General features: G+C 37.9%; 12 protein-coding genes and 1 pseudogene. 6 read left to right on the forward strand and 7 right to left on the reverse strand.

All coding sequences use genetic code 11. The features are described 5' to 3' along the window. Positions 1 to 194: 194 nt before the first annotated feature. Positions 195 to 2747: a sigma 54-interacting transcriptional regulator gene (locus ACE1B6_RS26685; RefSeq protein ID WP_413260323.1), complete on the forward strand. Its 2553-nt coding sequence runs from the start codon at positions 195 to 197 to the stop codon at positions 2745 to 2747. Here the strand turns inward: ACE1B6_RS26685 and ACE1B6_RS26690 are convergent. Further along, positions 2724 to 3506, reverse strand: a complete 783-nt coding sequence (locus ACE1B6_RS26690; RefSeq protein WP_413260324.1) for an HAD-IIB family hydrolase — start codon at positions 3504 to 3506, stop codon at positions 2724 to 2726. The two genes, ACE1B6_RS26685 and ACE1B6_RS26690, sit on opposite strands and share 24 nt — an antisense overlap. A gap of 33 nt (positions 3507 to 3539) precedes the next feature. Continuing rightward, positions 3540 to 4058 carry an HPP family protein gene (locus ACE1B6_RS26695; RefSeq protein ID WP_413260325.1) on the reverse strand — a complete coding sequence of 173 codons (519 nt, stop codon included), beginning with the start codon at positions 4056 to 4058 and terminating at the stop codon, positions 3540 to 3542. 239 nt (positions 4059 to 4297) lie between these two features. On the opposite strand from ACE1B6_RS26695, the gene ACE1B6_RS26700 reads away from it, so the two are divergent. Beyond that, positions 4298 to 5593, forward strand: coding sequence for a tetratricopeptide repeat protein (locus ACE1B6_RS26700; protein WP_413260326.1), 1296 nt, complete (start codon positions 4298 to 4300; stop codon positions 5591 to 5593). A gap of 59 nt (positions 5594 to 5652) precedes the next feature. On the opposite strand, the gene hcp is transcribed toward ACE1B6_RS26700, so the two are convergent. Further along, complete coding sequence (gene hcp, locus ACE1B6_RS26705) at positions 5653 to 7290, reverse strand: hydroxylamine reductase (RefSeq protein WP_413260327.1); 1638 nt, start codon at positions 7288 to 7290, stop codon at positions 5653 to 5655. Positions 7291 to 7384: 94 nt separating this feature from the next. On the opposite strand from hcp, the gene ACE1B6_RS26710 reads away from it, so the two are divergent. After that, positions 7385 to 8089 (forward strand): Crp/Fnr family transcriptional regulator, encoded by a 705-nt coding sequence (locus ACE1B6_RS26710; protein ID WP_413260328.1) that lies wholly within the window; start codon positions 7385 to 7387, stop codon positions 8087 to 8089. A gap of 104 nt (positions 8090 to 8193) precedes the next feature. On the opposite strand, the gene ACE1B6_RS26715 is transcribed toward ACE1B6_RS26710, so the two are convergent. Further along, complete coding sequence (locus tag ACE1B6_RS26715) at positions 8194 to 8550, reverse strand: Hpt domain-containing protein (protein WP_413260329.1); 357 nt, start codon at positions 8548 to 8550, stop codon at positions 8194 to 8196. Between the two features lie 448 nt (positions 8551 to 8998). Here ACE1B6_RS26715 and ACE1B6_RS26720 point away from each other — a divergent pair, with 448 nt between their 5' ends. Further along, the gene (locus ACE1B6_RS26720; protein WP_413260330.1) at positions 8999 to 9427 is read left to right on the forward strand and encodes a response regulator; all 429 of its coding nucleotides are present in this window, start codon (positions 8999 to 9001) and stop codon (positions 9425 to 9427) included. A gap of 40 nt (positions 9428 to 9467) precedes the next feature. Here the strand turns inward: ACE1B6_RS26720 and ACE1B6_RS26725 are convergent. Then, positions 9468 to 9566: pseudogene (locus ACE1B6_RS26725) on the reverse strand (DUF2243 domain-containing protein); the annotation flags it as partial. Between the two features lie 69 nt (positions 9567 to 9635). Then, the gene (locus tag ACE1B6_RS26730; protein ID WP_413260331.1) at positions 9636 to 10571 is read right to left on the reverse strand and encodes a hypothetical protein; all 936 of its coding nucleotides are present in this window, start codon (positions 10569 to 10571) and stop codon (positions 9636 to 9638) included. 586 nt (positions 10572 to 11157) lie between these two features. Here ACE1B6_RS26730 and ACE1B6_RS26735 point away from each other — a divergent pair. Both ACE1B6_RS26735 and ACE1B6_RS26740 read left to right on the forward strand, forming a co-directional pair. Then, entirely contained in the window at positions 11158 to 12321 is a 1164-nt protein-coding gene (locus ACE1B6_RS26735; RefSeq protein WP_413260332.1) for a baeRF3 domain-containing protein, read from the forward strand. A gap of 175 nt (positions 12322 to 12496) precedes the next feature. Then, complete coding sequence (locus tag ACE1B6_RS26740) at positions 12497 to 13183, forward strand: SRPBCC family protein (RefSeq protein ID WP_413260333.1); 687 nt, start codon at positions 12497 to 12499, stop codon at positions 13181 to 13183. Positions 13184 to 13301: 118 nt separating this feature from the next. On the opposite strand, the gene ACE1B6_RS26745 is transcribed toward ACE1B6_RS26740, so the two are convergent. After that, on the reverse strand, positions 13302 to 13544 hold the full coding sequence (locus ACE1B6_RS26745) for a ChaB family protein (RefSeq protein WP_413260334.1): 243 nt from the start codon (positions 13542 to 13544) through the stop codon (positions 13302 to 13304). Positions 13545 to 13559 lie beyond the last annotated feature (15 nt).

Below are 13559 nucleotides of genomic sequence, written 5' to 3' on the forward strand. Positions count from 1 at the left end.
CCGATGTTCAATTTGTAATTGATATTGTCCCTTCTGCCTTCTGCCTTTTATTAACTGCTGCGACTGAAAAAAATTGCCGCTAGAATGATTAGACTTAAAAGTGTTAGGGGAACCCAAAGATCAATTATTTGCTGAGACATAGTTGTTTTATAGGTTTTGGATTAGATTAAAAAGTTTTGTTGGGAGTATGATTTATGGGATATCCAGAGAGAGTGGTATGGTTGGAGGAACGCACGGAATTAGGTGTGTTATCGGAAAATGCGTTAGCGGCAGTTGCGGAAGTTTTAGAAGAAAAGGTTGTTCCGGCACAAACTCGGTTGGTGCAAGAAAATAGTACACCTGATGGTCTTTATATTTTAAAACAAGGGAGGTTAGAGGGCGATCGCATTAATCAAAATAATTCAGTTTGGGCAATCAGTTTACTTCCCGGTGCGATAATTCATTTACAAGAATTACTATTTGGACAGTTAGCTCAAAGGACTATTATAGCCTTGAGTGAATGTGACTTATGGTTTATTCCAGCAGTTAAATTTCAAGAGTTAGTAGCGGCATATCCCGAAATTAGCCAAGCTTTTACCCAAAAGTTAGCGATGGAATTAGTCCAGCTTTCTTCGCAGTTAACCTATCAGCAAGAACGGCAAACAATTTTACGTCCTTATTTAGTTACCAAAGCGAAACGTGGGGTAGTGGGAAAAAGTCGCTACGCGGAAAGGTTGCGTCAACAAATTAAACAAGCGACTAATGATATGGGTTCGGTTTTGATTTTTGGAGAACCTGGTTTAGAAAAAGATAATTTGGCGGCTTTAATTCATTTTGGTTCTGCCCAACGTCGGGAACCAATGATTAAGTTAGATTGTAGCACTTTACAAGCTAGCGGTGTAGAATTGTTTGGGCGTGCTGGTGGTAAACCGGGATTACTTGAATGGTTAGGAACAGGAACTTTACTGTTAAATAATATCCAAGAACTTCCTGAAGAATTAGTTCCGAAAATTGCTCATTTATTGAAAAGTAAAACTTTTACGCCTGTAGGTGTTCAAGAAGTAGAAAATGCCAGCTTAGAAATAGAGTGTCAGGCGAAAATTCTGATGATCTCGGAAAGGACTTTACCTAGTATCGATCGCTTAGCCAAGCATTTAATTAAAGTTCCGCCTTTACGAGTCAGAAAAGCGGATATTAGCGACCAAGTAGAATATTATATGCGGTTATTATGTCGAGCTAAAGGGATTGCAAAACCGCAAATTACAGATGAGGCTTTACGCAGGTTACAAGCTTATGATTTTCCGGGAAATTTGCGGGAATTAGAGAGTTTGGTGGAAAGAGCGATCGTGCAATCTCCCGGCACACAATTATTAACAGAAGAAGTTTTTTGGTCAGCCAAAACTAAGAAGAAAGAATTTCGAGTTAATCTGTTAAATGCCTATCCTTGGTTAAGGCGATTTTTGCGTAGTCCCTGGTGGCCCGATCGGATAAATTATTGGTTTACTTTTAGCTTTTTCGCTGTAGTTGTAGCTATCTTATTTCTTGCCCCACAAAATCGTCAAGAAAACTTTGCATTAAACTTATTTTGGGCTTGGTGGTGGCCTTTAATTTTAATCGGATTTCCCTTTGTCGGACGCTTGTGGTGCGCTGTTTGTCCCTTCATGATTTATGGAGAAATTACCCAAAAATTATCATTATGGCTATGGCCTAGACAGTTAAAACGTTGGCCTCGACAGTCAGCAGAAAAATGGGGAGGTTGGTTTTTATTTGGCTTATTTGCCTTAATTTTCCTTTGGGAAGAACTCTGGAATTTAGAAAATACTGCTTATCTTTCGGCTTGTTTGTTATTATTAATTACTGCCGGAGCAATGATATTTTCTACTATTTTTGAGCGACGGTTTTGGTGTCGCTATCTTTGCCCGATCGGAGGAATGAACGGCTTATTTGCTAAACTTTCAATGACCGAATTACGAGCGCAACAAGGAACTTGTTCGGCTGAATGTACTACTTACCAATGTTATAAAGGTGGGCCGCAAAAAGGAGAAGGTTTAGCTACAAATGGCTGTCCTTTATATTCCCATCCCGCACAGTTGGAAGATAACAAAGATTGTGTTTTGTGCATGACTTGTTTAAAAGCTTGTCCGCATCGTTCTGTAGAATTAAATTTGCGTCCTCCGGGAATTGAACTGTGGACAACTCACACTCCTCATGACTATGAAGTAGCCTTGTTAATGTTGTTATTAGGTGGCGTTTTTCTGCATCGTTTACCCGAAATTAATGCTTGGTTGGGATGGAATTTAGATTTAACTGAATTTTGGCCTCATTTAGGGTTTTCTCTAGCAGCTTTACTCTTGCCAGTATTAGTTACATTTGTGGCTTATGGGTGGATCAGGTTAACGATTTGGTGGAATGTAACTCGGACGAAAAACTTTATTAAACCTCGTTCTTTTGTAGAGTTAGCTTATGGTTATTTACCACTGGTTTTAGGGGCAAATTTGGCTCATTATTTACGTTTAGGTTTAGGGGAAGCTGGACGAATTTTACCTGTGAGTTTAGCAACTTTTGGTTTGAATGGTGAAGGTTTACCAATAGTTGTTGCTCATCCAGCGGTGATTGCTTTTTTACAGGGAGTTACCTTAATATTTTCGGTACTTTTTTCGGTGATATTAACCCAAAAAATTGCCCGTCAATCTTTTAGATGTTTATTTCCTCAACATCTAGCTACGATCGCTTTGTGTGTTGGTTTATGGATGATTATTGTTAAGTAAAACTAATTCTGCTAATTCCCGAAACCCTTCTCCTTCTGCTAAGGATGTGACGTAAGTAGGCAAAAATTTTAATTTGTCTTTGTAATGTAATATATTCGCCACACCGACAGAGAAAGGAAAAATACTTCGATCGAACAAAGTTTCATCATTGGGACTATCGCCAACTGTAATCAAATTTTCTGTGGTTATTTGGGGAAAATAACTATTCAAGACTTGCAGTAAACTTGTGGCTTTAGTTTGATTTTCTGGCTTGATGTGGCATTGTACTGTACTATAAGTAAAACCCCAGTTTTTCCCATGACAAAGTTTTTCTAATTGCTGTAATTCGGTAGTTGTTAAACCTTGGACATCAAATGTCCAGTCTGTGAGGCGGAAAGGGTTATCTGTAGATTCTTGAATTTGGGAAAAGTGAGATTTTAAATAGGCAAAAGTTGCGGCTAGTTGTTGACGGTGAGTAATTAAATCAGGAATAGGTGTTAAAAGTTTTGGTTGGTCGCTGTTGGCGGGAAAAAACACGCCGCCATTTTCTGCGATCGCACCTGTAACAGGCAAATAACTTTTTAAACCTTGTACCCAACCAGCCGATCGACCTGTAACCAATAATACCGAAATTTTAGCCGCTGCTAATGCTTCCAAAGCCTTAAGTAAAGCGGAGGTAAATTTACTATTTCTGGTTAATGTACCATCCATATCACTAGCAATTAAACTAATATTTTTTTCAGCAAAAACGGTTTGCTCGGAAAGAGGAATTAAAGACATAAAAGCTAACAATAAAATTAACTGAATATCGATTTATCTACGATTGTAACTTGCCAGTAACCATAAAGTAAAGCGTTCTAACACGATTAACCAAGCAGTAATTCCCACCGCCAAACTAAACAAGACTAAGTTATTTTCGTTATCAGATTTTAAAGCGAAACTGAGAGAAGTTGCCACTGCTGGAGGATGTACCGCATCCAATAAAATCATGAATAAAATTACGATAATCATGGCACTTCCCATAGATAAGTAACCAGAACCAAAAATTGTAAAAGTTATAAAACCAACAGTTGCGGCAAATATTTGAGACATTACCAAAGTCCGAATACTATTTGTTCCATGTTGGGGATCTAAATAAATTAAAAAGGCGCTAGCTGCCAGAGAAGCAAATAATAAACGTTGTTTGCTGAGTACTTCCACAAAACCAAGCACTATTAATATAGTCGCGGTTGGTAGAAATGCGAGTACTAATTCTCCTTTTAGATGTAATCGTCTTCTGAGAGCCCGTTTAGCTCCCTTGATTGGTTTTAAGCTAGAACGTTTATCACTCATCTAATTGCTCAGTTAACTTAAGCAAATGATAAGTGATATTCAGTTGAATGGGACAAGCAAAGTTAGCTGTTAAAAAACCACTTTTTTGGTCTTAGTAGAGATTAATTTATGTAAATTTATTTACTATTAGTATTGTATGAAATCAAATATTATGGAGTATAATATATTACTTAACAAGTATTATTAGTTATGAGATTTTCTCATCTAATTAACTACAGGATTGAGTAAGGGTGTAAACAATGACTAGTTTGGATAAAAGTATTTTCTCAGAATCAGAACGTGCGATCGAACACTATGAAATTACACTAGATGAGTTTGAGAAAGCCACACCGGAAGCTTCGGCATCACAGGCGTTAAAAGTTCTGTTAGCCCGTGACGCTGTAGCGACAACTATAGAAAAGAAAAATCAGCTATTTGGGTCTAGCTTAGAGAAGGTTTTAGAATTAGATGAAAGATTAAAAAAACTTGGGGAAGCGATCGCTTCTGTAGGCAAACTAGAAGAATGGCGCACCAGTTTTAATCCAGCGGAAATAGCTTGGTGGTGGTTTTTTCAACCCCCGAAAAAAGTGGATCGTTGGGATCGTTATGATGGGATATTTAATGGATTTAGTATTGTATTTTTGACAGCATTTGTTGCCTATATGACCAGCATCATACCGCGATTTGCTGTTGGCGGATTTACTGTACTAGAATCCTTTGGAATAATTGGCCCTAGTGGATTAATGGCGATCGCACTCTCTAGCTTGCAGGGAGGTGTAGGTCAAGAATTTATCCGAAATAACCTGAAAAAACTGAAAATTCCTGAGAATCTCTACAGCGAAGTTACTTTTGGATTATCTGGTTTATTACTAATAACTGCAATTTTGATTCAAATGAATTTGCCCAAAATTGCCGATCGCTATTATCAGCAGGGAAATAATTATTACAAGCGAGGTTTATTGAGAAAAGCTGAAGATAGCTATAAACAGGCGCTCAATCTCGATCCAGACAATCAAAATATCAACATTGGTTTAGGAGAAGTTTACGAATCTTTAGGGGAATTTAAGGAAGCAGAAAAACACTATAGAGAGGCGTTTGAAAGTGGAATTGTTAAGGCTTTTAATAACTTAGGTCGTGTGTATCGACAAAACGGAGATCCAACCAAAGCAGAATCATTATTCCGTATGGGTATCCAGCGTGTCAAAAATGACGATCGGGTAAGATCTCAACTACACAGAAATCTCGGCTGGGCTTTGTTCGATCAAAAACAATATGATACTGCCATTCCAGTACTAAATAAAGCCATTGAATTAGAGCAGAAAATTGGCTCAACTGATGTAGGTAGTGGCATGGCATATTGTATATTAGCCGAAACTTTAGAGTTCAAGAATGAAAAAGAAAAGGCAGCGCAACATTGGAATAATTGTCGGCAAAAAGCTCGTCCAGAAACAATTAAAGAATATCAATGGTTGTTAGATCCCGGAAACCGTAATGTTGCACCTTTTGTGGATACTACCTCTGTAGTTGGAGAGGATGATGAAGCATCAGGTCAATAAATAAAATGTAGGTTGGGTTTACTATTAGCCCAACCTACATTTAAAGATAAGATGAGAGATTAACTTAAACAAGCTGCCAAATCTTCATCCGGGGTAGTAATTGGCTTCAAGTTGTATTTTTCTGAGAGTAACTTGAAGACATTTGGCGAGATAAACGCTGGCAAAGTTGGCCCTAAGCGAATATCTTTAATTCCCAGATAAAGCAGAGTCAGTAAAATCGCTACAGCCTTTTGTTCGTACCAAGAAAGAATCATCGACAAAGGTAACTGATTCACTTCCACATCAAAGGCATTTGCTAACGCTAAAGCAATTTGAATTGCCGAGTAAGCATCATTACATTGACCCACATCCATTAACCGAGGTAAACCGCCAATATTGCCTAAATCTTTGTCAAAGAAACGGAACTTACCACAAGCTAAAGTTAATACCACACAATCATTTGGTACTTTTTCTACTAATTCGCTGTAGTAGTTTCTTCCTGATTTTGCACCATCACAACCACCGACTAAGAAAAAGTGGCGAATTTTCCCTTGTTTCACTGCATCAATTACATCATTAGCTACCCCTAAAACTGCGTTACGGGCAAAACCTGTCATGACTTCTTTAGCAGCAACATCTTCCGTAAATCCAGGCATTGCTAAAGCTTTTTCAATTACTAAATTGAAGTTGCTATTGGTGAGGTGAGTTAATCCAGGCCAACCGACTGGGCCAAGTGTATAAACCCGGTCTTTGTAACTTTCGTGAGGTGGCATGAGACAGTTAGTTGTCATTACAATTGGCCCAGGAAATACGGGAAATTCTTTAGTTTGATTTTGCCAAGCCGTGCCATAATGACCGTACAAATGAGGGTAGTTTTGTTTTAATTTGGGATAGGCATGGGCGGGCAACATTTCGCCATGAGTGTAGATATAAATGCCAGTATTTTCTGTTTGTTTTAGGAGGATTTCTAGTTCTTTGAGGTCGTGACCAGAAACTAAAATTGCTTTGCCTTTTTTCGCACCTAAAGGTACAGAAGTAGGAGTAGGATGTCCATAAGTGTTGGTGTTACCTGCGTCGAGTAGTTCCATTGTTCGCAGGTTAATTTCGCCTAGTTTTAAAGCTATATTTACCCAATCTTCTAAGGTTTTTTCGTTGCTACCAAGGGCGGCTAAAGCTTCATGACAGAAGGCGTAAACGCGATCGTCTTCTTGACCAAGTTCGGCGGCGTGATAGGCGTAAGCAGCAATACCTTTTAGTCCATAAAGAACGGTGAGTTTTAAGGAGAAAATGTCAACGTTTTTGGCGGAAGAACTGATAAATTCATATTCAATATCTTTGCCTTGTTGGACTAATTCACTAACGGTTTTTGCGGGTTGAAATTCGGCAAGAGTTGACCATTCGATATGTTTGCAACTAGTGAAGAAGGTTCGCGCTTTTAATTCGTCGCGCAATGCTACTGCTTTATGAATATAATTAACAAAGTCGTTGGGGTCAAAATTGACGTTTGTCAGGGTAGAAAATAGGGTTTCGCAAGTGAAGAAATCTGCTTCTTTGTCGATAATACCAAAGGTACGAGCAGCGATCGCAACTTCTCCCAATCCCCGCAAACAATGGACTAACAAATCTTGTAGAGCATCAACTTCTGGGTTTTTGCCACAAGCACCCCATTGATAGCATCCTTCTCCTTTGGTGGTTTGTTCACATTGGTTGCAATACATAATCTTGTTCCTGTTTCTCTCATCTACCCTCACAATAGGAGAAGCTAAAAAAGATTACCTTGACTTAAGTCAAAAGATTGAGGATTAAGAAAATATGGCAAGTAAGGACAAGCAGGTAAAGGTTGATTTACAGGAGTTTTTGGGCAATAGTCGCATGTTTTTTGGCTTGCCAAAAGATGAGCTTGATAGTTTGTTAACTATTGCTGAGCAGCAAACTTACCAAAAAGGTGAGACAATTTTCTGGGAAGGTGATGCTGGGACGGGATTTTTTTTAGTAATCTCTGGCAAGGTTAAGGTTTTCAAAATTTCCCCGGAAGGTAAAGAGCAAATTTTACAAGTGTTCGGAGTTCAAGAACATTTTGCTGAAGTACCAGCTTTTGATGGTCAACCTTTTCCGGCTTCTGCTGCGGCTTTAGAAAAAAGTGAATTATTATTTTTTCCTCGCACTGCTTTTTTAGAACTATTAAAAGAGCATCCGAGTTTAGCTGTTAATCTTTTAAAAGTTTTAGCTCTTCATTTACGCAGATTTACTCAAGTTATTGAAAACCTTTCTTTAAGAGAAGTTCCGGGAAGATTGGCGGCTTATTTGTTATATTTGAGCGATCGCACTGGCAACCAAAATGAAGTAGAATTAGATTTAACAAAAGGACAATTAGCGGCTTTGTTAGGAACAATTCCCGAAACTTTATCACGAGTATTTGCTAAACTTAGCCAGGAAGAAATTATTACCTTAAATGGCTCAACTGTTAAATTGTTGGATGTACAACGTTTAAAAATTCTCGGTGGTGCTAGAGAGTAATTGTTAAGAATTTTTAAGCAAAAATTTAGACTGTAATTCTACCTTGGGAAAAGGCACAGAATTTATTGGGGAAATTCCCGTTCAAAGAAAACATTAAAGCTTGCTTAATCCGAGAAATATATTTCTGCAAACTGTCGGGCTTTTTGTAAGTAATTTTCTATTTGATCGACCAATTGATTAGCGTCTATCAGGGTCTTTTGATGAGCTTGTTTTTGTAACTCTGCTGCTATAATAGAAACTTTTGGTATACCTACATTAGCACTAGAGCCTTTTAGCTGATGGGCTTTGTGTTCCATAGTAGGAAAGTCTTGATTAGCGACCGCCTCTTTCAAAGCTGCAACGTCTCCCTCAGCAGCTTGGAAAAAGATTTCTAAAAGGCGCTTTTGCATGGCTACTTTTCCCCTGCTAACTGCTTGCAACCGCTGCAAGTTTACAGGCAATTCTTCATCTTGTGGTAACACTTCTCGAAGCTATATTTTGGAAATTTTTTTAATTTTACCTGATATTAAATATTAGTCCAAATATAGAAAAATAATTATAACTTATTCCAGCTAATAGATTTACTAATATAATTATCCCTGGTAATTTTTGATACAAAATCTTTCATGCAACCATTTTTTGATTCACTGAACTGGCTCAGCATAAATACTTCTGAAATCTTTACCTATCTTATGGTAGAATTTATTACCAATTTTAGTAGTTATTTCTCCAGTAGCATTTTGCGGAATAAACTTGGCAAATAAATTCCTTCCATAATCAAAAAGATCGACAGAGCAGATCGGTTTTTCTCCCCGTATTCCCGAATGAAATGTTATTGAGTATAAAAGAAAATAAAAAATATCTACTAATGCAGCGAATAATGCAGCAAAGACTGTTAGATTATCATTTATCAGATCCGGAGAAATAAGAATGAGCGAACAAACAGAGGATTCATTAATCCTTTCTGCGAATTCCGTAGACCTTGCTGGCTTAAAAGTTTTGGTTGTAGATGACGATCCTGATTCTAGAGATCTAGTGGCATTTTTGTTGCAAGAATACGGTGTGGAAGTTATTGTAGTAGCCTCAGCAGTAGAAGTATTAAAAACTTTAACAACTATACAGCCAGATATTCTTGTATGTGATATTGGAATGCCTGATATGGATGGTTATATGTTAATGCGTCAAATTCGAGCTCTGCCACCCGAACAAGGTGGACAAATTCCGGCGATCGCACTAACTGCTTATGCGGGAGAATCTAATCAAAAACTAGCATTAAATGCTGGATTTCAATGTCATTTAGCTAAACCAGTAGAACCAATGGATGTAATTTCTGTAATTATTGAACTTACCCAAAAATAATTAATGATGTGCTAGTCAAGTTTTACTTTTACTAGTTTGATTAAGGAAATTGTTCTGGTTTGACATGATGAATACCTAAAATTTGGCGATCGATTAGACCTTCAATAAAATCAAAAGCTTCCGCACCAATCAGAGTTGATTATTTGGTTGATTCATGGGATTTTTGTTGGTAAGTGAACGATTTTTTGTTTAGCAAAATGCGATCGCCCTAAGCCATTTCCCTAACTTTATCCTTTGACTCAAGCACTTTCACAGATTGAGAAGATTTTCGAGCCGAACCATATAGCTCAACAAACCTTCTAAATAACCAAGCAGTTTCGTGACTTGAAACCATATTAGCATTAAACAAACGGTCAATATTTCTTTCTGCTAACTTCCGCAAATATGGCATATCTTCAAACAGAGTTAAGCAAGATGCCAAATGTAATAAAACTTGCAACAATGGTTTAGGCCAGTTAAGATTGCTGTAAATGTCAATAAACAACCTGTGTTCTTTATTACTAATAGGTTCGACATTAAACATTACCACAATTCTTTTGTTGCCGTAAACAGGAATGTTCAATTCTACAGTATGGGGATTATGCAAAGCTAGGATTACCTCTACTATTGGTCGTCGCCAAATTCGCAGCGCATTAAAATCAGAATCTAGCATGGTTTGGAATTTAATAATTCCCCCGATAGCTGTCGGTTGAAAATGGGTAACAGAAACAACTCTTAGATTACTGAGACTAAAATTGTGAACTGTTTCCAAATGTTTTAAATTTAACAAGTGATAGATTTGGCAAAGATGAGAAAAGGGTAAAATATACTCCTGACTAATCATGTGTAACTGGCGGAGTTCCAGCATCCTATTTTGCGCTGATTCTGGATTTATTTCGTGAGGAATCAAGCTGACATCTGTAGGATAGTTATCGATTTCTACTCGATCGGGTTTCAAACACAGCCAACTTAAGAAAAAGAAAGAAGCTGTAAATAGTTGCATTAAATCCATTGCCGATAGATAACCATCGGCTAAGGTTGCCATGCTGCGATCGGTAATTCCAAATAACCAAGAGGGAATTCCTAACAGCCAAATACCATTTCTCAGGTTAGTAACGAACTCTGAAATCTTTACTGGAGTTGGCTCAGATGTTAATTTATCCATAATTGCTTAGTTACTCTTAATGGGTATGGGTGAACTGAAAATTTAAGCCACTAAAAATTAAGCCAAGCGAAGACTTGGCTGCATAAAGCTGACGGCTTTATTAGCACATAAAAATTCTTCCGGCAGACCAAAGTTGCCTAATGTTTTCCGGGCTTATTTAGTAGGTTAAACATAATTGTTAAGATTTCTTTCTATCAAAAGATCAGTCTTGCAATCTCTCCCAAGATCTGCTTCAAACTTCTTTGATTTGTAATTAAATTACATAAAAGTTGCTTAATATAAGCAAAAAATATATTACTTTCATCTGCCGTAGGTTAAGTGATTTTAAAATACTACTTAGGGAAGAGATAGATGGCAACTTAATATAAAATACTCAAATAATTACGAGCTTCATAGAGAATAAATAGTACAAACTTAATCCAGAAATTAGCTCTATATAGCTTTGAATACTCTTGTTACTAAAGACAGAAGAGTAGATAAGTTAACAGAGATAGACTGTAAAGAATAGGCAGCAAATGTCGCAGAATTAGCTCTTGCACTAACAGGCAATGAGCAATTGCAGAAAGATTTTAGGAGAAGAGATAGCATGGGTTTATTATCTATAGATGAGTTAAAAAAATTAGCAGAACAACCTACAGGACTGTGTGTTTCAATTTATATGCCTACTTACCGTTTAGGACAAGAAACACAACAAAATCCGATTCGATTTAAAAATCTCATTCGTCAGGCAGAAGAATTATTAGGGGAACATGGTTTAAAGGAATCGGAAGCAGGAAAGTTTTTGCAGCCTGCTAAAGATCTCGATCGCGAAGAATTTTGGGAAAATCAAAATAATGGTTTAGCTATCTTTGTAGCTGAGGGAGTATTTAACTACTACCGCTTACCATTAAACTTTAATGAATTAACTGTTGTTACCGATCGTTTCCATTTAAAACCTCTCTTGCCCCTCTTAACTAATGATGGGTTATTTTACATTTTGAGTTTGAGCCAAGATCAAATAAAATTATTTGAATGTACCCGCTTTGAGGCGAAAGAAATTGAGTTAGAAGATGTCCCCAAAAATATCGATGAAGCTCTCATGTATGATGAGACTGCTAAGGCTGGACAATTCCGCATCAATACATCAAGAGGTGGTACTGATAATTCTTTTCAACGCTCAGGTAGTTATCATGGGCAAGGAAGTCCAGACCGAGATAATATTCAAGTAGATTTATTGCAGTTTTTCCACATAGTCGATCGGGGAATTCACAAATATCTGCAAGGAAAAAACGCACCTTTGGTATTAACTGGAGTAGAATATCTTTTCCCAATTTACCGAGAAGCGAACGGTTATCCGCATTTAGTAGCAGAAGGAATTACGGGGAATACCAAACTAATGACCCCCGAAGAATTACAAACCGAAGCTTGGAAAATTGTCGAACCAATATTTTCCAAAGCACAACAAGAAGCACTGACTTACTACAAAGAATCCGCAGCTGCTCAAAGAGCTTCTAGCGACATCAAAGAAGCTGTTCCCGCAGCATTTTATGGGCGTGTTGAGCAATTATTTGTAGCTCTGGGGTTGCATCAATGGGGTAATTTCGATCCCCAAAATAACACAATTCAACTACACTCAGAACCGGAAACTGGAGATGAAGATTTATTAGATTCAGCGGCAGTTCAAACCATATTAAATGGCGGAATTGTCTATGCTGTGGCACCCGAAAAAGTACCTGACAAAGCTCCTTTAGCAGCTGTTTTCCGGTTTTAATTATCGCAACTTTATGGTTCATTAAATTAGCAATTCTGAACCATAAAATATTAATTTCTAAGGTGCGTCAGACAGGATAATTTTAACTGAGTAACACTAATTTTATAGCTCTGACGCACCCTACTACGGCATATAACCAGCAACTTGCACTATTAGTATCTCAGGAGATAAACAGATGGAGACTGCACAACAAAATACTAGCAATCAATCAGAAAATATGAACGATGCTGAACGCTGGGCATCGTTAATTGGTGGAGGCGCACTTGTACTTTATGGGTTGTCGCGTGGCTCTCTTCGGGGTGCGTTGATGGCTCTTGCAGGTGGGGGTTTAGTGTATCACGGTGTTGGTGGACAAAGTGGCGTACAGGATGCAACAGGAATGAACAAAAATATTAGAGTAGAAAAGACAGTAACTATTAACAAATCCCCGGAACAATTGTATCGTTACTGGCACAATTTTGAGAATTTACCGACTTTTATGAAACATCTCAAATCGGTGCGAGTTCTGGATGCAAAACGTTCTCATTGGATTGCTAATGCGCCGATGGATAACAGCGTTGAGTGGGATGCAGAGATTATTAATGAGCAAGAAAATCATTTAATTGCTTGGGCTTCTTTAGCAGGTGCAGATGTCGATAATTCGGGTTTTGTGCGCTTTCAACCTGCGCCTGGGGGAAGAGGTACTGAAGTAAAAGTTGTCATAGAATATAACCCGCCTGGTGGTGTTTTGGGGGCAGCGATCGCCAAACTTTTTGGTGAAGAACCAGAGCAACAAATCGGAGATGATTTACGCCGCTTTAAGCAACTAATGGAAGCCGGAGAAATTGCCACCACCGCAGGACAATCTGTTGGTTCCAGTTAAATATTTAAGTAATTAGCAATGCTTGCAAAAACACCCTTGATTATCGGCAAATTCCATTACTCAAGGGTGTTTTTTATTTATAAATACTTGCGGCTCGAATAGTCTCTTTTCTTGCTAATTAGTTGCCGCCAGAAGTAACAGGTTTGTAATGAATTCCTGGTTCTTCTGGCTTCTTGTGCCATTTGCCGTCTTGACCTTTTTCAAAGTTTACACCCAAACTATTCCAAGCTACATCCATAGCAGATTGTTCATCCATTCCATTTTCACTGGCGCTATTGTAAGCAGCCAGAAAATATTGCTCAGAACCATCAGCTAATTGTTCTCTAACTTCAGGAGATAAATCTTCGAGTTTCACAGCCATAAATACCATCCACTT

The organism is Floridaenema fluviatile BLCC-F154 (assembly GCF_041929135.1).
GTDB classification, from domain to species: domain Bacteria; phylum Cyanobacteriota; class Cyanobacteriia; order Cyanobacteriales; family Aerosakkonemataceae; genus Floridanema; species Floridanema fluviatile.

Coding starts and splice junctions, on each gene's coding strand:
- ACE1B6_RS26685 (WP_413260323.1), top strand. CDS start 195: ATGGGATATCCAGAGAGAGTGGTATGGTTGGAGGAACGCACGGAATTA.
- ACE1B6_RS26690 (WP_413260324.1), bottom strand. CDS start 3,506: ATGTCTTTAATTCCTCTTTCCGAGCAAACCGTTTTTGCTGAAAAAAAT.
- ACE1B6_RS26695 (WP_413260325.1), bottom strand. CDS start 4,058: ATGAGTGATAAACGTTCTAGCTTAAAACCAATCAAGGGAGCTAAACGG.
- ACE1B6_RS26700 (WP_413260326.1), top strand. CDS start 4,298: ATGACTAGTTTGGATAAAAGTATTTTCTCAGAATCAGAACGTGCGATC.
- hcp (WP_413260327.1), bottom strand. CDS start 7,290: ATGTATTGCAACCAATGTGAACAAACCACCAAAGGAGAAGGATGCTAT.
- ACE1B6_RS26710 (WP_413260328.1), top strand. CDS start 7,385: ATGGCAAGTAAGGACAAGCAGGTAAAGGTTGATTTACAGGAGTTTTTG.
- ACE1B6_RS26720 (WP_413260330.1), top strand. CDS start 8,999: ATGAGCGAACAAACAGAGGATTCATTAATCCTTTCTGCGAATTCCGTA.
- ACE1B6_RS26730 (WP_413260331.1), bottom strand. CDS start 10,571: ATGGATAAATTAACATCTGAGCCAACTCCAGTAAAGATTTCAGAGTTC.
- ACE1B6_RS26735 (WP_413260332.1), top strand. CDS start 11,158: ATGGGTTTATTATCTATAGATGAGTTAAAAAAATTAGCAGAACAACCT.
- ACE1B6_RS26740 (WP_413260333.1), top strand. CDS start 12,497: ATGGAGACTGCACAACAAAATACTAGCAATCAATCAGAAAATATGAAC.
- ACE1B6_RS26745 (WP_413260334.1), bottom strand. CDS start 13,544: ATGGCTGTGAAACTCGAAGATTTATCTCCTGAAGTTAGAGAACAATTA.